We start from the raw sequence: 24461 nt of genomic DNA on the forward strand, positions 1-24461 counted from the left end.
GCCCCTTCTCCCAGGAAATGAGGGAGCATTAATATAGGCTGCAAAAGGCAATAATAGGTGCTCATTCGAGGAGAGTCGACGTGAAAAAGCTGCAAGGCGTACCAACGATATGCGCTGTCCTCGCACTGGGCATCGCTATGATGGTGTACAAGTTCAGCCAATACGATGGACCCCACTCCTTCACCTACATCCTCCCCTTCGACCTCTCCATCTACCGCATGGCGGGCGAGGACCTCAACACGGGCGGCCTGCTTTACGACGCCCCCTATATCTTCCAATTCCCCTTCACCTACCCGCCGTTCGCGGGCCTGCTGTTCAAGGTTTTGCCCTTCTTCAGCAAGGGTGCGCTGACCATTATCTGGCCCTCACTCATGTTCCTAGCGGTGCTGGCGATCGTCGTCATGATCTTCCGCGAGCGGGGCGTGAAGATGACCCCGGCCGCGGTACTCGTCGCCGTGCTGCTCACCGCGCTCACCCCGGCGAATGAGGCGATGCACGGGTCGCTGTACTACGGGCAGGTCAACGTCTTCTTGATGCTGCTCGTGGCCTTGGATTTCCTGCCGCTTAAGCGCCGCCTACCGGGCGTAGGAATTGGACTGGCCGCGGGCATCAAGCTGACCCCGGCCTATATGGGGTTGGCTTTGCTCTTTGAGAAGCGCTGGTGGGCCGCCGCGGGGGCGGTCATCACCTTCTTGGTCACGGTGGTCCTTGGCTTCCTCTTCGTGCCGGACGCGATGGATTTCTGGACCGATGCCATGTTCAATTCTTCCCGCGTGGGCGAGCATGCCAACCCCGGAGCGAAGTCGCTGCGCTCGCTTATGTTCCGCGAGCTCGGCATCGATGGCGGCATCTGGTGGCTGCTGGCGGTCATCGTGGTCTTCGCGCTTACCTGCCTGGCGCTGCGCACCGCATACCTGCGCGGCAACCGTACCGCGGCCTTCGCGCTAACGGGCCTGAGCACCTGCTTGGTCTCCCCCTTCTCCTGGTACCACCACTTCGTGTGGACCATCCCCTTCGTGGTCATGGTCTTCGTATCAGTCAACCAGGCGCTAACTGCTCGGCTATCCGGGAAGTTCGGCGAGCAGCTCGCCGGTCTTGCCTCCGTGGCGGCCCTGTTCGTGGTGTCACTGCCCTTCATGTCGGTCCCGGTGTGGTTCACCATGTCCACGGCCAACCTCGATGCGATCGAATCCTTCCAGCCGTGGGCCACCTCCCTGTGGACGCTGTCTTGCATCGTCTTTATCGCCGTCTACGCCGTGTGGGGCTTCGTCGCGCCGCGCAAGCGTGCCGTGGAGAAGAGCTAGGGGCGGTTCGCCAGGTCTTGACAAGGTACGTTTTCGTAAATAGTGGCTCGAAAACTCGTGTTCTACAAGGCTTATTTACCAATCTGTACCTTCGCCCCGCTAGGGCTTAGCCCTCAGCGAGCGGCAAGAGCTGCTCCATCTCATCCGCGGTGGCCTTGACCACCTTCTGCCAGCTGCCGGTCTCCTCATACAAGCGGCGTTGGCGCTCATAGCCCGCACCAGAATCGATGATCTCCTGCACCAGCTGCAGCTCCCGGGCACAGCCTAGTTCTTCTGAGAGCGGGGCCAGCTCCACCAACAGATCCGCCAGCTCATCTTTGATCCAGCGCTCATCGGTCTCGCGCGAGGTGATGACCAGCGCGTCCATGCCATAGCGCGCACCGCGCCACTTGTTCTCCGCCACGTGCCACGGCTGGAGGGTTGGCAGCTTTTCGCCCGCATCGATCATGCGGTCATAGTGCACCACCAGGCAGTGCGTGAGCGCCACGATGGCGGAGAGCTCGCGGAGGTTGGAGGCGGCATCGGAAATGCGCACCTCCACCGTTCCCCACTTCGAGGCCGGGCGGACGTCGAAGTGCATCGAGCCGGTGTGGTTGATGACCCCCGAAATGGCCTGGTCCCGCATGTAGGACTTCCACTGCTCCCAGTTTTCAAATTGGTAGGGCATGCCCGCGGTAGGCAGCTGTTGGTAGAGCATCGTGCGGTTGGAGGCGTAACCGGTATCGAGCCCCTCCCACCCCGGCGAGCAGGCGGAAATGGCCAGCAGGTGGGGGTACTTCGTCATCAGCGCATTGATGATGGGCCACACGCGTTCCTCATGGCTGATGCCGACGTGCACGTGCGTGCCCCACAGCAGCATCTGCTGGCCCCAGTACTGGGTGCGGTTAATGATTTCGGAGTAGCTCTCCTTGGAGGAAACCGGGTTCTTGCGGAAGTCCGTAAAAGGGTGTCCGCCCGAGGCCCAGAGGCGCACGTCCATAGAATTAGCCGCTTCACGCACTGCGCTTAGCGACGTCTGCAGGTCCCCCATCGCCTCCGGCACCGTCCGGCATACCCCGGTCACCAGCTCCACCGTGTTCTGGAGGAATTCCTTTTCCAGGTGCACGGAGGGGTGGGAGGCGCGGACAACGTCGATAAGCTCCGCACCACGCGGCACGAGATCCCAGGTCACTGGGTCAACGAGGGCGACTTCCCACTCCACGCCCAGCGTGGGCTCAGGCGAGCGGGCGAAGTTCTCTTCCGGAATGTTCACCCGTTCATCCTATCCACCAACAGGGTGAATTTAATAAGTTTTTATTCCCTAGGCCTGGGGAACGGCGAGGACCACGACGACGGCATCGCCCTTGGTGTAATCCCCGGTCAGCTCAGCCGGGTAAGGCGCAATGGCTTCCGCCGGAACGTTGCCGCCGTAGTACTGGGCGGCGACTTCCTTGGCCAGGTTCTCGGCGGCGGCATCACCCTGCGGGAAGAAGATGGTGGTCTGCGGTGCGACGAGGACGTCACCGCTGATGTTGCCTACCTCAGCCACCTTGAATTTTTCGGTCTTGAGGCGCTCTGCCTCGTCAGCGGCGTAGTTGGCGCGGCCGGAGTTGTTGAAAACGTTGACGGGGATCTCCGCCTGCGGGCGGTCAGAGTTGCCTACGGCGGCGCCCGCCTCAGCGTTCTCTTCGCGGTTCTCCTTGCGCTCCGCGCCGGCCTGGTCAGCGTTCTCCGAGTCGGCGTCGGCATCAGCCGGGCGCTCGTGCTCGGCGGCGTCCTTGTTCTTGTCGGCTTCGCCCTCCGCACCGCCGGTAGCAGCATCGCCTTCAACGCCACCGGTGGCGGGACCGGAGACGGCGGCGTCGTTGGCGGGCGCATCCTGCGCGGTGTCCTCGGAACCATCCGAGGTCATGGCGTAGAGAGCCCACATGCCGAGCATGACGGCCACGGCGATGAGCACCATGGCAACACCACGCAGCGGGAGCTTGCTAGCGGAGGCCGGGGCGGCGGCAGCCGAATCGGAATCGGCGGCGTGGCGCGCGCGGTCAGCGGACGAGGCAGAGTTTTCCGGATTCACATTAGTCACACTGGCAACTCTAGTATCTATCGGCCTCAGTCCGGTGCATTGTCGTGCGCGGCGCGCCGGACGTCCTCGCGGGCGTCGCGAAGCCGGCGCAAACGCGTCACCAACAACGGGTAGGAAGCATGCGCGGCGGGGTTATCAAGGAGCACGTTAAGGCGTTGGTGGTAGCGCACCGGAGTAATATCCAGCTGCGCACGGATGGCCTCCTCCTTGGCGCCGATATCGCGCGGGGCGTGGGACTCGAACTCCAAAATCGCGGCGTCTAGGTCTGACAGGGAGTGCATGCTTAGACTGTATGCCATGACTATTCGTCCCATCGTTATCCACGGCGACCCGGTCCTCCACAATCCCACCGAGCCGGTCACTGAAGCCATCGACTCCCCCGAGCTACAGGAGCTCATCGCGGACATGCACGAAACCATGGATGCCGCGCACGGAGTAGGCCTGGCTGCAAACCAGGTCGGCGTGAACAAGCGCCTCTTTGTCTACCACTGCCCCGACACCGACGGGCCAGATGGCACCGAGCTTCCCGAAGGCGGCATGCGGCGCGGCTGCGTGATCAACCCGGTGCTGGAAACCTCCGAGATTCCGGAGACCATGCCGGCTGACGACGGCTCCGAGGACGAAGGCTGCCTCTCCGTTCCGGGCGAGGGCTACCCCACCGGCCGCGCTGACTGGGCGCGTGTGACCGGCAAGAATGAAAAGGGCGAGGACATCTCCATCGAGGGCTATGGTTTCTTCGCGCGCATGCTGCAGCACGAAACCGGCCACCTCGACGGCTTCGTCTACACCGACGTGCTCACCGGCCGCTACAAGCGCCAGGCCAAGAAGGCTATTAAGCGCAACGGCTGGACCGAGGCCGGGCTTACCTGGCTGCCAGGCGAGGACGAAGATCCCTTCGGGCACGACGACTAATGTCCCGCATCTTCCGCTCCGATTCCGTCCAGGTGGGCGAGCGCGTGGTGGCCCGGCGCGATTTCGGCGGCGTGCACAGTGATGTCATCGGCCACGTGCTCAGCCTGGAGCCGCTGGTCATCCGCCCCCAGGAAGTCGGCGGCTACCCCTCTTCGCTCGACGCAGTGGAGATTCCGCCGGAGCAGCTCAAGATCATTAAGCGCCTCTCCCCGCGTACCGTCCGCAACTCCGATATCCGCGCCGCCGAGGTGGCCACCGCGGCTGCCTTCCCAGGCAAGGAACACACGTGGACCTCGGATGGCCAGTGGCTCCTGCGCGCGGGTGATGGCGTGACAGGCCGCTCAAACTCCGCGATTCCGCTGGGCCCTTCCGCGGGATTTCTGCCGGTACCGATGGAGGAGATCGACGCGTTTTATGCGCGCCACGATCTTCCTGTGCGCTTGGCCATCCCGGAGCGCATCGGCGCCTCCGCAGAAAAGCTCGTGGCGGCCGAACCCGAAGCCTGGGAGCTCGAACCGGAAATCTTGGTGATGGTCCGAGACCTGGAGGAGCTGCCGGCGCTTTCCGACGTCCACTTCGTCGTCGACAAGCAGCCCGATGCCGAGTGGCTCGACCTTTACCACTTCCGCGGCCAGGCGCTCCCGCCGCTGGCGCTGGAGTACCTGCGCAGCCACATTGAGGGCACGATGGGCTTCGGACGCCTCCTTTCCCCTGCTGGTGAGACCATCGCGATCACGCGCGGCACGCTCACCGAATCCAGGGACGGCACCGTGTGGCTGGGTTACTCCGCCGTGGAGGTGGCCGAAGGCTGGCGCCGCAAGGGCCTGGGCACCGCCTTAGGCGCGCACATGCTGGCCTGGGGCAAGGCCCAGGGTGCGGAGAAGGCCTACCTGCAGGTCGTGGCAGGAAACACGGCTGGGATCCGGCTCTATGAGAAGCTCGGCTTCCTCGAGCAGCACCGTCACCGTTACGCCCGCCGTCTACCTCAAGTACCCTAAACCACATGCGCATCGCTACCTGGAACATCAACTCCGTTCGCACCCGCGCTCAGCGCGCGGTGGATCTGCTGGCCAAGCACGACATCGACGTGCTCTGTCTGCAAGAAACCAAGGTGGCGGATGCGAAGTTCCCCCGCGAGCCTTTTGAGGAGGCCGGCTACCACGTCACCTGCCACGGGCTTAACCAGTGGAATGGCGTGGCCATCCTGTCGAAGGAGGAGCCGGAAGAGGTCCAGACCTTCTTCCCCGGTCAGCCTGGGTTCCACAAGGACCCCACTAAGGAGCAGGCGCGCGAGGCCCGGGCGCTATCGGCCCGCATCCGCGGGGTTGAGATTTGGTCCCTCTACGTTCCCAACGGGCGCGAAATCACGGACCGGCACTTCGACTATAAGCTGGACTTCCTCTATTCGTTGGCGCGCTATGCGGAGCCCCGCGCGCAGTCGAAGCTCTTGCTCACGGGCGACTTCAACATTGCCCCGCGCGATGAGGACGTCTGGGATATGTCCCTTTTCCGCGGCAAGACGCACGTCACCGAGCCGGAGCGCGCGGCCTTCCAGATGTTGGAGGAAGCCGGGCTTGAGGAGGTCACGCGCCGCTTCACCGAGGCGGAGCGCTGGACCTATTTTGATTACAAGTCCCTGCGTTTCCAGAAGAACGAGGGCATGCGCATCGATTTCCAGCTGGCCAGCGAACCCCTCGCACGCCTCGTCCAAGGAGCACAGGTGGACATGGTTGAACGCGCCGGCGACAAGACCTCCGACCACGTGCCACTAATCGCGGATTTCGATGTCCCCGATTTCGCATCGGTGTGCTAGCCCGCCATGAACCTCAACATCGATCTCTCCGTCTGGCAGTTTGTACTGCTGCTTATTGATTACGGCATCAAAATCATCGCCATCGGCGTCGTTCCCGAAGGCCGCCGCCCCTCCAGCTCCACTGCCTGGCTGTTGGCCATTCTTGTGCTGCCCATCGTGGGGCTGCCGTTGTTCTTGCTCATGGGCTCGCCCTATATCAACCGCCGGCGCCACCGCATCCAGCAGGAAGCCAACGCCCTGCTTAACGACGTCACCGCCTCCACCCCCAACCACCCCTCGGGCCGCCTCTCCCCGGAGGTGGAATCCCTCATCCAGCTCAATCGCAACCTCACCGGCCACCCAGCTCTCATTGGCCACAACAAAGGCCTGCACGCCTCCTATGAGGAAGCCATCCTGGCCATGGCTCAGGCCGTCGACCGCGCTGAGAAATACGTGCTCATTGAGATCTACATCCAGTCCTGGGATGAGGTGACCGATGTCTTCTTCCAGTCCCTCGCGCGCGCCCGAAAGCGCGGCGTGGAGGTCAAGCTGCTGCTAGACCAGATCGGCAGTTTGAAGTACAAGGGCTATTTCACCCTGGGCAAGCGCCTCACCGAGATTGACGTCGACTGGCGGCTCATGCTTCCGCTGCAGCTGCACAAAGGCCGCTTCCGCCGCCCGGATTTGCGCAACCACCGCAAGATCGTGGTCATTGACGGCCACACGGGCTTCTTGGGCTCGATGAACATGATCAAGCGTGAATACAAGACCAAGGACCGCGCATGGATCGACTACATGGTCGAGATGACCGGCCCTGTGGTGACGTCCTTGGCCTCGGTGTTCGCGGTGGATTGGTACCTGGAATCCGAAGAGCAGCTGTCCTTGGATATGCAGCCCTATGACGACGCCATGACGGCCGACTCCAACCACCTCCAGTTGGTCCCCTCCGGCCCCGGTTACACCACGGAACCCAACCTGCGCATGTTCAATTCGGTGGTACACCACGCCAAGGAAAAGCTCATCCTTTGCTCGCCCTACTTCATCCCGGACGAGTCCCTCTTGGAGGCGGTCACCACCGCGTGCTACCGCGACGTTGAGGTGGAGTTGTTGGTGTCCGCGAAGGCGGACCAGTTCATGGTCAACCACGCGCAGTCCTCCTACTACCAAGCACTGTTGGAGGCTGGCGTGCGGATCTTCCAATTCCCCGAGCCCTTCGTGCTGCACTCCAAGTTCATTCTTGCGGACCCGAACCTGCCGGAGCGCGACTCCTTGTGCATGTTTGGTTCCTCCAACATGGATATGCGGTCCTTCGGCCTCAACTATGAATCGACCATGTTGGTGGCCAAGGGCGACCTCATCGATGACTTCACCCAGTTGGCCAGCAACTACAAGAAGGTCTGCCACGAGCTCACCCTCGAGGAGTGGAACGAGCGCGGCCTGCTGCGCCGCTACGTGGACAACGTCATGCGTCTGACCTCCGCCCTGCAGTAGGGGATGCATGGGGACCCGCACGTGGTTCCCTTATTGCCAAGGGAGCCGAACAGCACGCAGAAGGCATCTCCCAGAAGGCATCTCCTAGAAGGCGTCTACCACAAGGCGCTTTTGGTCCTAAAAACGCCATCTAGCGCCTGCAAAAGGCGTTTTCAGAGGCAAAGACGCCCTTTGACTGATGCCTTCTGCAGTGCGCCGTTTGCAAGATGCCTTTTGTGAGATGCCGTTTGCAAGGCTCCAACTGCGTAGCACGCGGTGCTCGGTGTCTTGTGACGGTACCCGTTTGCTCAGCGGCTTGTACTCGGGACCTTGTGCAACGTCCTGGTGCGCAGCGCCGCGTTGGGCGGCGCTGCGCACTACGAGGCGCCGCGGGCCAGCCGCGTGGATACCACAAGGCCGCACAGCGAGATGAAGCTGCAGCACACCATTCCGATGGCCATGGTCAGCGCTGCGTTCGAGCCCCAGCCCATGAGCGGGCTGATGGCGCTGGCCAACATAGACTGGCCGAAGCCCATGATCGCGGAGACGCTACCCGCTCGCGGGCGCATGAGGCCCGTGGCCAACGCCGTGGCGTTGCCCATGATGAAGCCGGTCGGCGCCACGCAGGCAAAAAGCACAGTGAGGCAGACCCAGACCGGAGCGCCAAACAGCACCGACAGCAACAAGAGCACCCCGCACACGAAAACGCCGGTCACGCCGATGCGCAACATGACCGCCGGGGAGACCGAATCCATCGCCCGCGAATTCACCAGCGTGGCCATAAAGAGGCCCACGGAGTTGATGCCGAAGATCAGCGAATAGCCCAAGGGCGAGAATCCCCACTGGTCCTGCACCACGAAGGCCGAGGCGGAGATGTAGCAAAACATCGAGCAGAAGCCGAAGGCCATGGTTACCAAGTAGCCCCACACCCGGGCATTGATCAGCACCGCCCAGTAGTTGCCCGCGACCGTGCGAAACAGCCCGGCGCGGGAGCGCCCGCCCGCGGTTTCCGGGACGATGGCGACCGCCAGCACCAATTGCACCGCATGCAGCCCGGCCAGCACCCAAAAGATGCCACGCCAGCCCAACGGCTCCGCCAGGACGCCACCGAGCACCGGGGCCACCGCCGGTGCGATGCCTTGCAACGCCATGAGCAGCGAATAAGCCTTCGCAGCCGCCGATCCGTGCACAAGGTCAGGAACTACCGCGCGGGCCAGCACCGTGCACGCACCGCCACCGAGGCCCTGCAGCACACGGGCAGCCACGAGAACGGTGGCGGTAGGAGCCATCGCTGCCAGGACAGAGGCCGCCAGCGCGAGGGCGGCACCGGCAATAAGGAGGCGTTTGCGCCCGATGGCGTCGGACAGCGGGCCCATCACGAGCTGACCCACCCCCATGCCAATGAAAAAGCCTGAGATGGTCAGCTGCACCATGGACCGGGTGGTGCCCAGTTCGGCGACGATCTCCGGCATCACCGGCAAATACATATCTGTGGCAAAAGGCGCTGTTGCGGACAACAGCGCCAACGTAGCCAAGAGTGGATAGGGAATCACGCGTCGCGCTTCTCCAGCACGATGACGCCCACGATCCACAGAACTGCGGCCCAGCCGAAGAAGACGAGAGCCTCAAAGCCTACCGATGACCACGGCGCGTTCTCATCCACATAGTTCACCGCCCAGTTCTGGAAGGCGGTAAAGGGCATGAAGTGAATGACTTTATCGCCCACCAGCGGCAGCACGCGCACGATATTTTCCAAGCCCAAGTACAAGATGAGGCAGATAGCCACCGTGCCGGCGGTTTGCCGCAGCAGCATGCCTAAGCCTTGAACAAAGGCAACCAGGCCAAAAGCGGCGAGCGGGAAGGCCCACAACATGTACTTGCCATCCTCGCTGGCAAAGGGCTGGAAGGCCTCCGCCGCAGATTCGTTGGCCGTCACATCCGCCAACACGAAGATGTACACCAAGCCCAAGAAAGCAATAATCGCGGCAATGACTCCGTAGAGCAGCAGCTTGGCGCAGGCCACGGTCCAGCGCTGCGGGTTTGCCATGAAGGTCTGGGACTGCGTTTTATAGCGGTACTCCGTGGTCACTACCATCGAGGCCTGGATCATGATGATCGGCATGCCCATGAGCAAGATGATGGAGCCCAAGCTGCGCTCCTGCAGCGGGCTAATGCCCAGCACGGCTTCGCCCGCGTTGAGCGAATTCAGCAGCGTCCAGCCGGTAGTGATAAGAAAAATGAGGGCCGTGGTCCACCAGAAGGACTTCGTCGTGCGCAGCTTCGTCCACTCCGAGTGAACAGTATTGAGAAACATTAGCGGTGTACCCCTTCCTGCGGTGCCTCCGCCTGGTACTGCACCGCGCGATCCGTCATAGCCACATAAGCCTCTTCCAGCGAGGCGCGGTGGAGTGTCAATTCCGTCAGTGGCACACCCGTGGAATAAGCCAGCTGTCCCACGTAGTCCGTGGTCTGGTGAGGAATCACTAGCGTTGGTCGCTGTTCCTCATCAGCCGACTCGTGGTAAAAAATCCCGGCTTCCTTGAGCGCCGAGCCGAACTCGCGCAGGTGCTCCGAGCGCACGATGACCGAAGAGCTGGAATTCTCCTTCACAAAGTCATAGGTACGCTGATTAGCCAAGAGCCTGCCGCGGCCAATGACCACCAAGTGGTCGGCCGTCTGCGCCATCTCCGCCAGCAGGTGGGAGGAGATGAGCACCGTGCGGCCTTCTGCTGCCAGCGCGCGCACGAGCGAGCGCACCCAGCGAATGCCCTCCGGGTCCAGGCCGTTGACCGGCTCATCCAAAATCAGCACGCCCGGGTCCCCCAGCAATGCAGCCGCCAAGCCCAGGCGCTGCCCCATACCAAGGGAGAAGCCGCCGGCCTTCTTACCCGCAACATCAGCCAAGCCCACAAGCCCGAGCACCTCATCAACGCGGGAGGTGGGGATCCCGTTGGCTTGCGCCATCCACGTCAGGTGGTTGGCGGCGGTGCGGTTGGCGTGGACCGCTTTGGCGTCGAGAAGCGCGCCCACCTCACGCAGCGGGTTCTTCAGCTCGCGGTAGGGCTTGCCGTGCACCAAGGCGGTACCAGCGGTGGGCTTGTCCAAGCCCAGGATCATGCGCATCGTCGTTGATTTTCCAGCGCCGTTTGGTCCCAGAAAGCCGGTCACTTGTCCCGGCTCCACCTGGAAGGTGAGGTCATCGACGGCGCGGACAGACTTGTACTGTTTGGTCAGTCCGGCTACTTCAATCATGTCCTACAGCGTGCCACAGGTTCCCGCCGCGCGCCTGTATCAGCTGCCGTTTTCTTCCCAATACTTCAGCAACCGCGGCAGTGCTTCCCGGAAGGGAGCCAAAAGCTCCAGCTCTTCTATCTGGTTAAAGGGCACCCAGCGCAGCTCTGCGGATTCTTCGTTGGCGGTCGTGGCTAAGCGCTGCCCCGAAAGAGTCCGCGCTAACACCGTGGTATAAGTCCAGCCTTCCTCGAAGGGCCCGGCGGTAACGAGCGAGCCTAGAACCTCGACGTCCGCCGGCGAGATTCCGGTTTCTTCCTCCGTCTCCCGCAGCGCGGCCTGCTCCGGCGACTCCGGCTTATCCCGCGCCCCGCCCGGGATTCCCCAGGTCCCACCGTTATTCGTCCACGTAGCGCGATGCTGCAGCAGCACTTGGTCCCCCGCCACGAGGAAGAGGCCAGCTGCTCCAAACTTGCCCCATACCGGCACCCCGCCCGGACCTTTAGACCAGCCATCACCGGAAAGCTCTGGGTTAACGCGTGTACACATGTCTTATACGATACGCGAGAATAAGCCCACGCCACCCTGCCCCAAATCATCGCGCGATGGGGTGCGGGGCGCTATCCTAAGGGAATGACCGGCCCGGCCACCGAACTGCGCGAGCACTCCCCCGAATCATGGGGCGATCATTGGCTCGATGAGGTCACCGAGCCTGCTGCCCCGGCTTTTAGCCGCCCCACGCAGCTGGCCATGAGTTCCTTCTCCGGCCCAGCGCGCGTCCTCCGGCGCTTTTATAGCTTTGCTTCCACCACGCCCGGCAAGCTGTTTACGGTCACCGTCATCCTGACCGCCGCGCTCGCGGCAGCCGGGTTTTCTATGTCTTCTTCCTCGGCCGCGCGCCACGATGACCTGGATACTCTGCTGACCTCCACGGAGCCGATGTCGAATGCGGCGCATCACCTCTACACCAACCTGTCTCTGGCCGATACCGTGGCCACCACCGGCTTCGTGCAGGCGGGCGTCGAACCGGAGCATAACCGCAACCGCTATAACGAGGCCATCGATGCCGCGTCGGTCGCCGCCACGCAGGCCATCGTGGGCACCTCCGCCGAGGATGAGCGCGTGCGCGAGCTCGTCACCTTTATCCAGCGCGAGCTGCCGGTGTACACCGCCCTCGTGGAAAAGGCGCGTGTCAATCACCGCGCGGGCCACGCCGTGGCGAATTCCTATATGTCCAACGCCTCGGCGCTCATGCGGACCCAGATTCTCCCCGCCGCCGCGGAGCTGTTCACCCTGACCTCGGAGAAGGTGAGCCAACAGCAGCAGCGTCTGACCCGCCCGCAGTGGGTTCCGCTGTCCGGGCTGGTTGCCGCACTCATTTTCCTCGGCTTGGCGCAGTGGTGGCTGTGGCGGCTGACCCGCCGCCGCTTCAACCGTGGCTTTGTGGCGGCCACGGGGTTGCTGTTCCTCGCGCTGGTGTGGGCCTCCGCCTCCAACTTCGCCACGTGGGCCTCGGGCCACCAGGGTTTCGAGACGGTGTCGCGCCCCTGGGATTCACTGACTGCCTCGCGCATTGAGGCCCAGCAGATGCGCACCTCGGAGACTCTCGCGCTAGTCTTGCGCTCCTCCGAGCAGGACATGTCCGTGCACTTTAGCTCCACGGTGTACTCCGTGGACCAGGCCCTGCGGGATTATGAGCAGGCGCTTAACGACGACGACTTCCCCTCCTCCGATCCCTCCCTGATTCCCCGCGCCAAGCAGGCAGTGGAGGACTGGACATCCACGCACGAGAAGTTCACCGAGGACCTTGCCATGGGCGACTACGATGCTGCCCTCTACCAGGCCACCGCCATCGATCCGGATGGTGACCCGACCGCCGCCAGTGCTTTCAACGCCGTGGATAGCTCCTTGGCAGCACTCATCGATCAAGCCCGCGATGCCATGCGCACCTATCTGGTCCAGGGGCTCAATGCCATGACGATGGTCTCGACCGGCGTGCTCCTGGCCACCTTTGGTGCGATTATTGCCGTATGGCTAGGTATTCGTCCCCGTCTGCAGGAGTACCTGTGATGCGCCGCCGAAACCCTCAACGCTTAGCGTGGACCACAGCCTTGCTCATGCTCAGCAGCGCCGTGGCGCTCAGCGGCTGTGAGCCGGAGCCGCCCAGCACGCAGGACCCCATCCTGCCCTCCACCGCGAACCTCGATTCCACGCCGGGACCACCACTGCCGGAGGATGCCATCATCGAGCCCGCTGGCGCCGGCGAGGCGTCCAAGCAAAGCACCGAAGAGGCCTATGGCTCCTACCGCCCGGACGATAAGAAGCCGGAGGAGCGCGTGCCCGATATCCTGGCGCGCGGCCGGCTTATCGTGGGTGTGGATCGCTCCAATAACCTGCTCAGCTACCGCGATACCGCCAGCGGCGAGGTCCGCGGCTTCGAGGTCGATATTGCTCGCGAAATCGCCCGCGATATCTTCGGGGATCCCAACAAGGTGGACTTCCGCTTCGTGGAGGCTTCCGAACGCGCGCGTGCGCTCAATGATCGCACGGTGGATATCGTCATCCGCACCATGACGATTAGCCCCAGCCGCCAGCGCGAAGTCTCCTTCTCCATTCCCTATATGCAAACCGACGCGCGTTTGCTGGTGCTGAAGAACTCCGGCGTTGAGTCCATCGCGGATACCGCTGGGATGACCTTGTGTGCGACAAAGGGTTCCACCATGGTGGACGCGATACGCACGCACGCGCTTGCTTCCGACATCCTAGAAACCCGCGCCTGGGGCGATTGCCTCATGGCCCTGCAACTGGGGCAAGCGGATGGCATCGTGGTGGATGATGCGCTGCTCTCCGGCATGCTGGCCCAGGATCGCTACACCGAGATTGTCGGTGGTCCCCTCGAAAGCCAAAGCTATGGCGTGGCCGTGCGCAAACCCGATGGCACCTATGACTCGCGCCCGCTTATCCGTCAGGTGAACTCCACGCTGGAGCGCATTCGCAAGGACGGGACCTGGCAGAGGCTCTTCAGCACGTGGTTGGGAGATTATATGGAACAGCCGGTGCTCCCGGCGCCGAAGTACCTCGATGAGACCCCATCCGCGACGGAATCCCAGCCGAGTTCCCCAACCAGCAACCCGACCGGCGAGAAGAAGGAGGGACACTAATGTCGCACCGCTTCAGCGAGGATGAGCTCGATCACCTCACGCCCGAAGAGCACGAGACCGCGGAGCCCGAAGCTCCTGCCGACGCCACGCAAGCCGTCCGCTTCGATCCCTTCGCGGATGACGATGACGATTATTCGGAGGATCACCTTCTCAGCACCTCGCCTGCGGAACCAGGCGATCCGGGAACAGCGGCCGACAGCGCCGACAATACGGAAGCCTCCGACCACACCGCGGCGGTACCTTTTGATCCTTTCGCCGATGACTTCGATGAGGATGACCCCGCCGCCACTGGCGCCGTCCTCTCCCCCGCCGGTCAGCCCGGCACGCACGGCACCGCAACGAACAAGCCTGGCGATGGCGAATACGTCGATTCGGATAACATCGCGGCACTGATCGAGGAGCTGGGGCAGCTGCGAGATCGTCGCAAAGCAGAGGACCCTTCGCAGGCCTCCCGCCGCCGCGCGCTCGATACCTTCCGCCAGCGCCGCAGCACCAAGCGCACCGACCGCGAAGTGGCCGATGGCATGGCCACCTTGCCCTTCGTCGTCCCGGATGATCCCACTCAAGCACTCATCGATCCGCAGGATGCGCCCCGCGCCGCCCCGCCGCAGCTTAAGCCGGGTGACATGGTGGCGGGCCAATACGAAATCCTCGGCGTGCTGGCGCATGGCGGGCTGGGCTGGATCTACCTGGCCAATGACCATTTCGTCTCCGGGCGCATCGTGGTGCTCAAGGGCATGCAATCCACCAACTCCGCCGAGGAAACGGCGACTGCGGAGGCGGAGCGCGAGTTCCTCGCGGATATCACGCACCCGAATATCGTGAAGATTTTCAACTTCATCGATGATCCCCGCGTGCCCGGCGGCTTCATCGTCATGGAATACGTCGGCGGCCCCTCGCTGAAGCAGCGCCGCAACGACCAGGCCAATGACCGCTTCCCGGTCGATACGGCCATTGCCTATATCTTGGAAATCCTGCCCGCCCTGGATTACCTGCACGCCCGCGGCGTGGTCTACAACGACTTAAAGCCCTCCAACATCATCGTCACCGAGGACCAGGTCAAACTCATCGATCTGGGCGCGGTCTCCGGCATCGGTGCCTTCGGGCATATCTACGGAACACAGGGTTTTCAGGCGCCGGAGATCTCCACCCAGGGCCCCTCGGTGGCCAGCGATATTTATACCATCGGCCGCACCCTGGCCTGCCTGACGTTGAAACTGCCGGTGGAGGATGGCGTCTACAAGCCCGGCCTGCCCTCCCCCACGGAGGAGCCGCTGCTGCGCCGCTACCTCTCCTTCTACCGCCTGCTCTTGCGCGCGACTGACCCTGACCCGGAGCAGCGCTTCGCATCGGTCTCCGAGCTGCGCGACCAGCTCTTCGGCGTCCTGCGCGAGGTCATCGCGCTCCGTGATGGCATCCAGCACCCGGCCCAGCACTCCGTCTTCTCCCCGCAGCGTACGACCTTCGGCACGAAGCACCTGGTCTTCCGCACCGACCAGCTCATCGATGGCATCGACCGCACCGTCCGCATCACCGCCCCCGAGGTGGTCTCCGCGCTGCCCATCCCGCTGGTTGTCCGCTCTGACATCGGAGCCCCGCTGCTGCAGGGCTCCTCCTATACCGAGCCGCAGGAAGCGCTAGAAACCCTGCGCCAGGCCATGCAGGCCCCGGAGTACGAAGAATCCGCCGAGATTCCCCTCGGCGTGGTGCGCGCCATGATTGACCTGGGCTATATCGGCCAGGCCCGCGAGTGGTTGACCTCCATCGAGGAGCGCTTGGGCAAGGACTGGCGCTTCCACTGGTACTCGGGCGTGACCGAACTGCTCTTGGACAAATACCGTGAGGCCCAGGCCCACTTCGCGCACGTCCTCGACGTCCTGCCCGGTGAGGCCGCACCGAAGCTGGCCATCGGCGCGGTCAACGAGCTCATCCTGCAGCAGCTGGGTTTTTCGGAAGCCGCGCTTATCGACGCCTCCGTTGCCCGCGCCTGCGCCAACCTCACCACCTCGCTGGCGGATTTGCCCAATGATGCTTTTGAGGACCAGCCGGGCATCTGGGACCACATCACCGATGATCCGGCCCACCTGCGTTTCAATTCGCTGCGTCTCTACGGCATCGTGTGGGCGACGAACCCGACGACGGTCTCCTCCGCCTTCGGCTTGGCCCGCCAGCTGCGCGCCGAGCACCAGGTGGAGCTCGCCGTGGCCACCTTGGATAAGGTCCCCAATGCCTCGCGTCACCACCGCATGGCCCGCTTGACCACGGTTTTGCAGCTCATCGTGCACGACCTTTCCGAGTCCCGCATCCGGCGCGCCGCCCGCCGCCTGGAGGAGATTCCGCAGAACGAGCCGCGCTTTTTGCAGATCAAGATTGCGGTCATCTCCGCCGGGCTGACCTTCCTGCGTGAATCAGACCTCAAGGCCGCGGCCTCCCCCAACGATCTCTTCGAGTTCCCCTTTACCCAGCGCGGCCTGCGCTATGGCCTGGCGGATACCCTGCGGGCACTGGCCCGCCAGGCGCCGTTCGCTCGCCACCGCTACGCGCTGGTGGACCTGGCCAACAAGGTCCGCCCAGTCACAATGTTCTAGTACAGGCCCGCCTCCCGGGCCATGGCCGCAATACCCGCGGACTTCTGCGCGATGGCCAGCTCCTCGTTCGTCGGCACCACGAAGACCTTGACCTGGGAATCCGCGGTCGAAATCATACGCGGCTCCTTGGAGCGCACCAGGTTGGCTTCCTTATCGAAGTCAATGCCGTACATATCCAGGTTGTACAACGAATCCTGGCGGACCTCGGTATCGTTCTCACCCACGCCAGCGGTAAACGTAATCGCGTCCACGCGGCCCAACGCAATCATGTACGCACCAATGAAGCGGCGCAGCTGGTGGATGTAGATGTTATAGGCCAGCCAGGCATCCTGGTCCTCGTTGTTGATGCGCTCGCGCAGCACCCGGAAATCGTTGACACCCGCAATACCCTTCACACCGGAGCGCTTGTTCAGAAGGTTGTCGATCTCATCGATCGACATACCCGCCTCACGCGAGAGGTGGAAGATAATACCTGGGTCAATATCGCCCGAGCGCGTGCCCATGGCCAAACCTGCCAACGGGGTCAGGCCCATCGAGGTATCGATCGGGCGGCCGTTGCGAATCGCCGCGGCGGAGGCACCGTTGCCCAAGTGCAGCGTGATCTGGTGAACATGCCCAGGGTCGCGGTCAAGAAGCTTCGGCACCTGCTGCGAAACGAACTCGTGGGAGGTTCCGTGGAAGCCGTAGCGGCGGATGTCATACTGCGAGGCCACATCATTGTTGATGGCGTAGAGCGCTGCCGCCGGCGGCATGTGGTTAAAGAAGGCCGTATCGAAGACCGCCACGTGCGGGATCTCCGGCAGCAGCTTGCGCGCCACGCGGATGCCATCCAGGTTCGCCGGGTTGTGCAGCGGTGCAAGCGGGATGAGGTCCTCGATCATGGACTCGATCTGGTCCACGATGAGCTGCGGCTCGCTGAACAGGCGCCCGCCGTGCACCACGCGGTGCCCCACGGCAATGACCTCGACATCCGTCGGACCCACGCCGTGCTCGTGCATGATGCTAAACGCGCGGTCCAAGCCGAAGGAGTGGGTGGGGATCTCCAGTTCTTCCTTGAATTCCTCACCGCCCGTCTTGACGGTCACCGCACCCTGCGGCTCGCCGACCTGCTCCACCAAACCCGAGACCAGCGGGGTATCCGTGGCCGAGCTCTCCGGGTCCACGAGCTGGAATTTAACCGAGGAGGAACCCGAGTTGAGAACGAGTACGTACGCCATCTACTTCACCCCTGCCTGAATAGCGGTGATAGCCACCGTGTTGATGATGTCCGGAACGGTCGCGCCACGCGAAAGGTCATTGACCGGCTTGTTCAGACCCTGCAGAATCGGGCCCACCGCCAATGCACCACCGGTGCGCTGCGCCGTCTTATAACCAATGTTGCCGGCCTCCAGGTCCGGGAAGACGAAGACCGTGGCCTTACCTGCAACGTCGGATTCCGGCGCCTTCTTGGCTGCCACGCCTGGGTCGCAGGCAGCGTCGAACTGCAGCGGACCATCCACCGCCACGGAGGAGTCAATGCCGCGAGCCACCTCGACGGCCTTGACCACCTTCTCCACGTCCGGGCCCGCGCCCGAGGTTCCCGTGGAGTAGGACAGCAGCGCCACGCGCGGGTCCAGGCCGAACTGTGCTGCGGTCTGGGCGGACACGATGGCGATCTCGCCGAGCTGCTCCGGAGTCGGGTTCGGGTTCACCGCGCAGTCACCGAAGGCCCACAAGCGCCCCGGCATCACCATGAGGAAGATGGAGGAGACCACGGAGGCTTCCGGCTTGGTCTTAATGATCTGGAAGGAAGGCTTGATGGTGTGCGCCGTGGTGTGCGCCGCGCCGGAGACCATGCCATCGGCCAAGCCCTTGTGCACCATCATCGTGGCGAAGTAGGACACGTCTTTCATGGTCTCGCGCGCTTGCTCCAGCGTCACGCCCTTCTTCTTGCGCAGCTCCGCGAAGTCCGCCGCGAACTCCTCTGCCAGCGGGGATTCGAGGTGGTTGATGATGTCCACGCCTGGCAAGTCAATCCCGAGTTCCTGGGCACGCTTCTCAACGTTCCCATCACCCAGAATCGTCAGCTTCGCCACCTTGCCCTTGATGAGCTCACCCGCGGCCTGAAGGATGCGGTCATCCTCGCCTTCCGGCAGCACGATGTGCGCCCCGATTTCGCGGGCTTGATCCAGAAGCTGCTTCTGGAAGAGCTCAGCGCTCATATAGGGTTCGATTTCTTCCAGGGAGGAAATCGCACTGGGGATGGAGGAGACGTCATCCACCGCGCCCACCACGGTGGCTCCCACCGAGCGCGCGTGGTTCAGCGCCAGCTCCGCAGCACGTGCAGGTGCGCTGGAAATCAGCACGAAGGGCAGGCCCAGGGCGGCCGCGGCCTTGGCATCGAAGTCCATAACGCCGGTGCCTTGGAGGACCAGGTTGCCCGCGGGGGCATTCTCCAGGACTTCGCTGAGTGTGGTTCCCAAGTCATCTACCTGGGCGAAGGTGGCCCCCAGTTCCTGAGCCACAGCAGCAACGTTCAAACCGTCAAAGCCGCGCCCGATGACGCTGATAAAGGCGGAATTCCGTGAGGACTTGGCGGTCATAAGAAACCTTTCTCTGCTTAGAAAGCGTGTACCCGGGCTCACATAGTGGGGCACACAGTGACACTACGACACTTTCACAGTACGGCAACGCACCTCTTCTCGCCGCCAATCCATCGCCTTCCCTCAGCAACTCCCCAGGCCACTGGCGCCCCACCCGAAGACAAAGTGCGTTATCCCACAGAAACTTGTCTCCATTAAACCCCCGGAGTAGGCTCCTAACCAGGATTGTTACTTCGGGCAAGACCTAGGCTCCCCACTCTTAGCCGTGTGGGGATGGTTCGCTATGAACCATTGTGGCCTAGGTCTTTCGTGGTTTTTAGCCACAGTGCCTGCCTACTCTCGAAAGGATTCTCATGTCGACAGAGACTCGCTCGGCAGCCGAGGCCATCTTGGATGGCATCGGCGGAGCGGAGAACATCACCTCTTTCACGCACTGCGCTACTCGCCTGCGCTTTGAGCTGGCTGATGCCTCCAAAGCCGATAAGGAAGCGCTCGAATCTATCCCCAAGGTAATGGGCGCTGTGCCCCAGGGTGGCCGCAACTACCAGGTGGTCATCGGCGGTGACGTGGCCACGGTCTATGACGAGATCAACGCTCTCCCACAGATGAAGAACGCCGGCGCCTCCGCCGGCCAATCCAACGACGATGTCAAGGCCGCGGCCCGCGCCAAGTCCAAGGGCAAGCTGCCGTGGATGGATACCTTCTTCGAGTATCTCTCGGATTCCTTCCGCCCCATCCTGGGCGTGCTGCTGGGTGCTTCCCTGGTCATCGCCTTCGCCTCGGTGCTGGATGCTTTCGGCGTCGTGGACTTCCGCTCCCCGGACAAGCCGGCCTCCTGGTTCTTCGTGGATGCCATGTGGCGTTCCGTCTTCTTCTTCCTGCCGGTGATGGTGGCCTATAACGCTGGTAAGAAGCTGCGCATCGACCCCTGGGTTCCCGCGGCGGTCATGCTCGCGCTATTCACCCCGGAGTTCCTCGATCTCTCGGAGAACCCCGCGGTCCAGTGTGTTACCAACGACACCCTCGGTGCGGAGCAGTGCTCCATTGAGATCTTCGGCATGACCATGCAGCTGCAGGACTACGGTGGAAACGTCTTCGTCCCGCTCATCATGGCTGCTGTTGCCGCACTCTTCTACAAGGGTTTCCAAAAGATCATCCCGTCTGCGGTGCACATGGTCTTCGTTCCCTTCCTCACCATGATCGTCCTCATCCCGCTGACGGCCTTCCTCATTGGCCCCTTCGGCGTGTGGGCCGGTAACGGCATTGGCGCCGGCCTGTCCTGGATGAATGACAACGCTCCGTTCGTCTTCGCTCTGGCCATCCCGATGCTCTACCCCTTCCTGGTTCCGCTGGGCCTGCACTGGCCGCTTAACGCCCTCATGCTGGTCAACATCCAGACTTTGGGCTATGACTTCATCCAGGGCCCGATGGGCGCATGGAACTTCGCCTGCTTCGGTGCTACCGCTGGTGTGCTGGCCCTGTCCATCCGTGACCACGACAACGTGATGCGTCAGACCTCTGGCTCTGCCCTCCTGGCCGGCCTGCTCGGTGGCGTGTCTGAGCCTTCCCTCTACGGTATCCACCTGCGCTACAAGAGGATTTACCCGCGCATGCTGGTGGGCTGCTTCGCTGGTGGCCTGACCGTGGCTCTGCTGACCCTGGGCACGAACGGCATTACTACCGACGCCTTCGTCTTCACCTCCCTGCTGACCATCCCGGTCTTCACCCCGATGGCCAAGTACGCCATCTCCATTGCTGTGGCCTTCTTCGTGGCCTTCCTGCTCATCCTCTTCACCGACTACCGCACCCCGGAAGAGCGCGCTGAGGCCAAGGCCGCCCGCGAGGCAGCCGAGAAGGCCGAGCTCGACAACGCCGACAACGCTGACAACGCCGCGCTTGCCGACGCCCCCGCAACCGCAGGCACCTCTGCTGCCGGCGCCGGTGCTGGCGCTGCCACCGCAACCGCTACCAAGGCAGACGCCCCGGCCAAGGCTGCTGAGCCCGCCGCTGGCACCACCACCGACATTGCTTCCCCGGCTGCCGGCAAGGTTGTCCCGATGGCTGAGATCGATGACCCGGTCTTCTCTGCTGGAACGCTCGGCGATGGCGTGGGCATCGTCCCTGAGGGCAACGAAGTTTACTCCCCGGTGAGCGGAACGATCGTCAGCGCCATGAAGTCCGGCCACGCCTACGGCATCAAGACCGAGGACGGCGTGGAGGTCCTGGTCCACATCGGCATCAACACCGTCAAGATGAAGGGCGAAGGTTTCGCCCCGGCCGTCAAGAAGGGGGACACCGTCAAGCAGGGCGAGCTGCTTGCCACCGTTGACTTCGCCAAGGTCACCGAAGCCGGCTACGACACCACCATCGTCTTGGCCGTGACCAACACCAAGGCACTGTCTGCCGTCACCCCGGCTGGCCTCAACCATGCCTCCGCTGGCGATACGGTCATCACCACGACCCGCTAAAGGATCCAGTAGGGAACCTTTAGCACGCCTTTAACGAACCCTGACTAAGCTGGCTCGATGTAATCACCATCGTGGCCGGCTTTGGTCGTTTTAGCCTCAACCGGCTAGCCTTAACAAGTTAACCTCAACGAGAAAGGTGCCTTGTGCAACTGCTGCGAGTATTCAATAACAACGTCGTTCTCGCACGGCGCGGCGCGGAGGACGTCATTGTCACCGGCCGCGGCATTGGCTTCCAGGCAAAGCCTGGCACTGAGGTTGACCCGGCCAAGGTGGTGAAGGTCTTCGTCCCGGATACCGGCCGCGACCCTGACCACCTCGCCGCCATGATTGCTGGTATTCCCGGCGAATACGTGCAGTTGGTCATCGACGCCATGCACTCCGTCGACATGTCTGAGGCACTGCGCAGCAAACTCACGCTCGTCGTGGCGATTGCGGACCACATCCACGGCGCGGTCAGCCGCGGCAAGCCTGTGGCTTATCCCTTGGAAGCTGAGGTACGCCACCTCTACGCCGATGACTTCGCCCTCGCTCAGAAACTACTCACCGCCATCAATAGTGGCCTGCACAAGCCACTAGCCCCCGACGAGGCCGTGGCCCTCACCCTGCATCTGGTCAACGCCGGCTTCGCGGTCGGGGATCTCTCCGGCACTTACCGCATGACAGGTCTGATTCAGCAAATCCTGGCCGTTATCGGCTCACACAACAATACTGAGCTCAACAGCGAGGACATCTCCGTCGCCCGCTTCATCACACACCTGCGCTACCTCTTCGTACGCATGGCGGAGCACCAACAGCTCGACTCCGACGACCGCCAAGTCGCCACCGCCATCTCCGCCCGCTACCCCGATGCCGTCGAGACCGCCCAGATGGTAGCTAACCTGATTGAGCTGCGCCTCGACAGCGCTTTAACCCCCGATGAAGTCTCCTACCTAACGCTGCACATCGCGCGCCTGGAGGAGTCCTCCGCCTAAGCCGCCGGCGCCTCAGCGCCACCTTCAACAGGTGCTACCGGCTCTGCCACGGTGATGATGTTGTCCTCGTAGCCGAGCTGGCCACCAACAAACTTGCCACCGCAGGTAATGAGGACCAGACGGTTCTCCCCCTCCGTGTCATTGACTACGTCCGGGAAGCCCGCGCCCTTCTGCAGACGGTACGGTGCCTCAGTCACGCGGAAACGGCGCTCCTCACCATCGATGAAGACGGTGAATTCTTGGCCCTGCTCCAGGGTGGTGAACTTCTCTGCAAAGCCCGTTCCCTGACCTTGGTAGTTGATGTGGCCAGTAATAACGCTGGAACCAACCGGACCGGCCTCACCCGGGACAGCGGAAGCGGAGTACCAGCCCAGGCGCTGCACATCGCGCGGCGGGATCAGCATGCCGGTATCGGTGACCTGAATCGGATCGATAGCCGCGAACTCCTCGTTGATGCCCAGGGACATGGCGCCAAAGCCACGGAATTCACCCGGTGCCGGTTCCACCTCATGGTTCTGCTCACCGGAGTGATCCACGAAAGGATCATTGTTGGTCGTCGGTGCGGCCTCCTCAGTGCTTTGCGATGTCTCCGCCTCGCCACCACTGGCATTATCATCCGCGGAATCATCGCCATTGCGGCCTGCATAGATGACCAGCTGCACGACGACCAAGATGATCGCGATGAGCGCGGCAATTCCGATGAGCAGCTTCTTGTTGCTCTTCTTTTCTCCGCCTACCGGTTGTGCATCGCCGGCTCGGTGTTTCGCCCCAGCAGTCTCCCCTGTGGAATCGGTGGGGTACTCCGGGATATCGTTCTGCTGGCCTTCCTCAGCCATAATCTCTGCTCCTAGCTTCTAAAGTTCTAGCGGTTGGGTTCTAATGCTTTAGTTCTAAAAGTGTCTTAGCTCTAAAAATGTCAGTTATAGTTCTTCTTTTTAAACCATAGATTAAAAATCAGACGACTAATCCCCTCCAGCGTTTTACACCCTGGAGGGGATAGTCTTAATCATTCTCTGCCCCTACCACTCCCGGCCGGTGAGGGCCGGGATGGTGTTGCAGTGTGGACTACTGAATGAAGTCCTTCATGCCTGGGTCAAGCTCGGTCGCACCGGAAGGTACGTGCTTGATCTCCACGCGCTTGGAGTTGGACGGCAGCGGCTGGCCAGCGTCCTCCGGCGGAGTTGCATCCAGCACAGTGACCTCGCGGTCGTCGCGGCCGGTGTTGCCACCGTTCTCCTCGGTCGACTCACCGTGGTTGTTGCCACGGCCGCCGTCCTCGGTGACGTCGTTGTGGTTGCCACCGTCGTGGCCACCGTTACCGCCGTCGTGGCCGCCATTGCCACCGTTGACACCATCAACGATGATCTTGATCAGGCCCAGACCCGGGATGAGCAGCAGCCACCATGGCAGGTCCTTCTTCGAGGAGCCCTTGCCACCGCCGTTCTCTTCGTCCTCATCCGGGGTATCGGACGGGTTCTCCGAAGTGACAGTCTGATCCTTATCGTTGATGTCCTTGTGCTCACCAATCTCGTTCGGCGTCTCATTGCCCGGAGTCTCCTCACCCTTGGAATTAACTTCCTTAGAAGTCAGAGTCTCAAAAGCAACCGCAGCCTTAACCGGCTCAGTCACATCATCATTAACGGTGATGGTCACAGCCTCAACACCCTTCGGCGCAGTCGGCACAAACTTATGACCAATGGTCTCACCAAGAACAGTCTTGCCATCAGCCTTCGAAATCAGCTGCGCATCCAGGAAGTACTCCTTACCCGGAACCAGACCCTCATACGAAACCTGGTCAACAATCTTGGCACCAGCAACAACCTCACGCAGGCCACCCTCAAAGTCAGCGTTCGTCGAAACAATCGCATTCTCCTCAGAGCCACCCTCAGAGGTCACAGTCTGATCCTTATCGTTGAT

Annotated in this window: 21 protein-coding genes; 10 read left to right on the plus strand and 11 right to left on the minus strand. The window is 62.5% G+C overall.

Annotated elements, in window-relative coordinates; translation table 11 throughout:
• The first annotated feature begins 80 nt into the window (after nt 1-80).
• On the plus strand, nt 81-1304 hold the full coding sequence (locus HMPREF2996_RS03790) for a glycosyltransferase 87 family protein (RefSeq protein WP_070730169.1): 1224 nt from the start codon (nt 81-83) through the stop codon (nt 1302-1304).
• A 106-nt stretch (nt 1305-1410) separates the two neighbouring features.
• Here HMPREF2996_RS03790 and HMPREF2996_RS03795 read toward each other — a convergent pair whose 3' ends face one another.
• The 3 genes from HMPREF2996_RS03795 to HMPREF2996_RS03805 are packed head-to-tail and all read right to left on the minus strand — an operon-like array spanning nt 1411 to nt 3650.
• A complete protein-coding gene (locus tag HMPREF2996_RS03795) occupies nt 1411-2556 on the minus strand; it encodes a glutamate--cysteine ligase (RefSeq protein ID WP_070730171.1) in 1146 nt (381 codons plus the stop codon).
• A 48-nt stretch (nt 2557-2604) separates the two neighbouring features.
• Nucleotides 2605-3369: a LytR C-terminal domain-containing protein gene (locus tag HMPREF2996_RS03800; RefSeq protein WP_083311451.1), complete on the minus strand. Its 765-nt coding sequence runs from the start codon at nt 3367-3369 to the stop codon at nt 2605-2607.
• Nucleotides 3370-3395: 26 nt separating this feature from the next.
• Nucleotides 3396-3650, minus strand: coding sequence for a DUF3263 domain-containing protein (locus HMPREF2996_RS03805; RefSeq protein ID WP_070445801.1), 255 nt, complete (start codon nt 3648-3650; stop codon nt 3396-3398).
• 16 nt (nt 3651-3666) lie between these two features.
• On the opposite strand from HMPREF2996_RS03805, the gene HMPREF2996_RS03810 reads away from it, so the two are divergent.
• The 4 genes from HMPREF2996_RS03810 to cls are packed head-to-tail and all read left to right on the plus strand — an operon-like array spanning nt 3667 to nt 7564.
• Nucleotides 3667-4281, plus strand: coding sequence for a peptide deformylase (locus HMPREF2996_RS03810; protein ID WP_070730173.1), 615 nt, complete (start codon nt 3667-3669; stop codon nt 4279-4281).
• Nucleotides 4281-5279, plus strand: a complete 999-nt coding sequence (locus HMPREF2996_RS03815) for an N-acetylglutamate synthase, CG3035 family (RefSeq protein ID WP_070645512.1) — start codon at nt 4281-4283, stop codon at nt 5277-5279. Before HMPREF2996_RS03810 ends, HMPREF2996_RS03815 begins: the two co-directional genes overlap by 1 nt.
• Before the next feature lie 5 nt (nt 5280-5284).
• Complete coding sequence (locus HMPREF2996_RS03820; RefSeq protein ID WP_070645510.1) at nt 5285-6094, plus strand: exodeoxyribonuclease III; 810 nt, start codon at nt 5285-5287, stop codon at nt 6092-6094.
• Between the two features lie 6 nt (nt 6095-6100).
• Complete coding sequence (gene cls, locus HMPREF2996_RS03825; protein WP_070645508.1) at nt 6101-7564, plus strand: cardiolipin synthase; 1464 nt, start codon at nt 6101-6103, stop codon at nt 7562-7564.
• A gap of 356 nt (nt 7565-7920) precedes the next feature.
• Here cls and HMPREF2996_RS03830 read toward each other — a convergent pair whose 3' ends face one another.
• The 4 genes from HMPREF2996_RS03830 to HMPREF2996_RS03845 are packed head-to-tail and all read right to left on the minus strand — an operon-like array spanning nt 7921 to nt 11323.
• Entirely contained in the window at nt 7921-9096 is a 1176-nt protein-coding gene (locus HMPREF2996_RS03830; RefSeq protein WP_070730175.1) for a multidrug effflux MFS transporter, read from the minus strand.
• The gene (locus tag HMPREF2996_RS03835) at nt 9093-9857 is read right to left on the minus strand and encodes an ABC transporter permease (RefSeq protein ID WP_070730177.1); all 765 of its coding nucleotides are present in this window, start codon (nt 9855-9857) and stop codon (nt 9093-9095) included. The genes HMPREF2996_RS03830 and HMPREF2996_RS03835 overlap by 4 nt, the downstream gene beginning before the upstream one ends.
• A complete protein-coding gene (locus tag HMPREF2996_RS03840) occupies nt 9857-10795 on the minus strand; it encodes an ABC transporter ATP-binding protein (RefSeq protein WP_070445782.1) in 939 nt (312 codons plus the stop codon). Before HMPREF2996_RS03840 ends, HMPREF2996_RS03835 begins: the two co-directional genes overlap by 1 nt.
• A gap of 39 nt (nt 10796-10834) precedes the next feature.
• Nucleotides 10835-11323: an NUDIX domain-containing protein gene (locus tag HMPREF2996_RS03845; protein ID WP_070645503.1), complete on the minus strand. Its 489-nt coding sequence runs from the start codon at nt 11321-11323 to the stop codon at nt 10835-10837.
• Between the two features lie 84 nt (nt 11324-11407).
• Here HMPREF2996_RS03845 and HMPREF2996_RS03850 point away from each other — a divergent pair, with 84 nt between their 5' ends.
• From HMPREF2996_RS03850 to HMPREF2996_RS03860, 3 genes are read left to right on the plus strand one after another with little or no spacing between them, the layout of a single operon-like run.
• Nucleotides 11408-12844, plus strand: a complete 1437-nt coding sequence (locus HMPREF2996_RS03850; RefSeq protein ID WP_070730179.1) for a hypothetical protein — start codon at nt 11408-11410, stop codon at nt 12842-12844.
• Nucleotides 12844-13935 carry a glutamate ABC transporter substrate-binding protein gene (locus HMPREF2996_RS03855; RefSeq protein WP_070730181.1) on the plus strand — a complete coding sequence of 364 codons (1092 nt, stop codon included), beginning with the start codon at nt 12844-12846 and terminating at the stop codon, nt 13933-13935. Before HMPREF2996_RS03850 ends, HMPREF2996_RS03855 begins: the two co-directional genes overlap by 1 nt.
• Nucleotides 13935-16523 (plus strand): tetratricopeptide repeat protein, encoded by a 2589-nt coding sequence (locus HMPREF2996_RS03860; protein WP_070730183.1) that lies wholly within the window; start codon nt 13935-13937, stop codon nt 16521-16523. The genes HMPREF2996_RS03855 and HMPREF2996_RS03860 overlap by 1 nt, the downstream gene beginning before the upstream one ends.
• Here the strand turns inward: HMPREF2996_RS03860 and HMPREF2996_RS03865 are convergent.
• Nucleotides 16520-17740: an acetate kinase gene (locus HMPREF2996_RS03865; RefSeq protein ID WP_010188744.1), complete on the minus strand. Its 1221-nt coding sequence runs from the start codon at nt 17738-17740 to the stop codon at nt 16520-16522. The genes HMPREF2996_RS03860 and HMPREF2996_RS03865 overlap by 4 nt on opposite strands.
• Nucleotides 17741-19105, minus strand: coding sequence for a phosphate acetyltransferase (gene pta, locus HMPREF2996_RS03870; protein ID WP_070645493.1), 1365 nt, complete (start codon nt 19103-19105; stop codon nt 17741-17743).
• A 353-nt stretch (nt 19106-19458) separates the two neighbouring features.
• Here pta and HMPREF2996_RS03875 point away from each other — a divergent pair, with 353 nt between their 5' ends.
• Nucleotides 19459-21573 carry a glucose PTS transporter subunit IIA gene (locus tag HMPREF2996_RS03875; protein ID WP_070645492.1) on the plus strand — a complete coding sequence of 705 codons (2115 nt, stop codon included), beginning with the start codon at nt 19459-19461 and terminating at the stop codon, nt 21571-21573.
• A gap of 143 nt (nt 21574-21716) precedes the next feature.
• Nucleotides 21717-22544, plus strand: coding sequence for a PRD domain-containing protein (locus tag HMPREF2996_RS03880; protein ID WP_070645490.1), 828 nt, complete (start codon nt 21717-21719; stop codon nt 22542-22544).
• Here HMPREF2996_RS03880 and HMPREF2996_RS03885 read toward each other — a convergent pair.
• Both HMPREF2996_RS03885 and HMPREF2996_RS03890 read right to left on the minus strand, forming a co-directional pair.
• Nucleotides 22541-23380, minus strand: coding sequence for a class F sortase (locus HMPREF2996_RS03885; RefSeq protein WP_070645488.1), 840 nt, complete (start codon nt 23378-23380; stop codon nt 22541-22543). The genes HMPREF2996_RS03880 and HMPREF2996_RS03885 overlap by 4 nt on opposite strands.
• Nucleotides 23381-23609: 229 nt before the next feature.
• A partial coding sequence (locus tag HMPREF2996_RS03890; RefSeq protein WP_168166676.1) for a VaFE repeat-containing surface-anchored protein occupies nt 23610-24461 on the minus strand: 852 nt, incomplete at its 5' end.

This window comes from Corynebacterium sp. HMSC066C02, from assembly GCF_001814945.1.
GTDB classification, from domain to species: Bacteria; Actinomycetota; Actinomycetes; order Mycobacteriales; family Mycobacteriaceae; genus Corynebacterium; species Corynebacterium aurimucosum.

What these genes read in the sequence shown, in the direction of transcription:
- HMPREF2996_RS03805 (WP_070445801.1), bottom strand. Translation starts at nt 3,650, where the DNA reads ATGCACTCCCTGTCAGACCTAGACGCCGCGATTTTGGAGTTCGAGTCC.
- HMPREF2996_RS03810 (WP_070730173.1), top strand. Translation starts at nt 3,667, where the DNA reads ATGACTATTCGTCCCATCGTTATCCACGGCGACCCGGTCCTCCACAAT.
- HMPREF2996_RS03815 (WP_070645512.1), top strand. Translation starts at nt 4,281, where the DNA reads ATGTCCCGCATCTTCCGCTCCGATTCCGTCCAGGTGGGCGAGCGCGTG.
- HMPREF2996_RS03820 (WP_070645510.1), top strand. Translation starts at nt 5,285, where the DNA reads ATGCGCATCGCTACCTGGAACATCAACTCCGTTCGCACCCGCGCTCAG.
- cls (WP_070645508.1), top strand. Translation starts at nt 6,101, where the DNA reads ATGAACCTCAACATCGATCTCTCCGTCTGGCAGTTTGTACTGCTGCTT.
- HMPREF2996_RS03835 (WP_070730177.1), bottom strand. Translation starts at nt 9,857, where the DNA reads ATGTTTCTCAATACTGTTCACTCGGAGTGGACGAAGCTGCGCACGACG.
- HMPREF2996_RS03840 (WP_070445782.1), bottom strand. Translation starts at nt 10,795, where the DNA reads ATGATTGAAGTAGCCGGACTGACCAAACAGTACAAGTCTGTCCGCGCC.
- HMPREF2996_RS03845 (WP_070645503.1), bottom strand. Translation starts at nt 11,323, where the DNA reads ATGTGTACACGCGTTAACCCAGAGCTTTCCGGTGATGGCTGGTCTAAA.
- HMPREF2996_RS03850 (WP_070730179.1), top strand. Translation starts at nt 11,408, where the DNA reads ATGACCGGCCCGGCCACCGAACTGCGCGAGCACTCCCCCGAATCATGG.
- HMPREF2996_RS03855 (WP_070730181.1), top strand. Translation starts at nt 12,844, where the DNA reads ATGCGCCGCCGAAACCCTCAACGCTTAGCGTGGACCACAGCCTTGCTC.
- HMPREF2996_RS03860 (WP_070730183.1), top strand. Translation starts at nt 13,935, where the DNA reads ATGTCGCACCGCTTCAGCGAGGATGAGCTCGATCACCTCACGCCCGAA.
- HMPREF2996_RS03865 (WP_010188744.1), bottom strand. Translation starts at nt 17,740, where the DNA reads ATGGCGTACGTACTCGTTCTCAACTCGGGTTCCTCCTCGGTTAAATTC.
- pta (WP_070645493.1), bottom strand. Translation starts at nt 19,105, where the DNA reads ATGACCGCCAAGTCCTCACGGAATTCCGCCTTTATCAGCGTCATCGGG.
- HMPREF2996_RS03875 (WP_070645492.1), top strand. Translation starts at nt 19,459, where the DNA reads ATGTCGACAGAGACTCGCTCGGCAGCCGAGGCCATCTTGGATGGCATC.
- HMPREF2996_RS03885 (WP_070645488.1), bottom strand. Translation starts at nt 23,380, where the DNA reads ATGGCTGAGGAAGGCCAGCAGAACGATATCCCGGAGTACCCCACCGAT.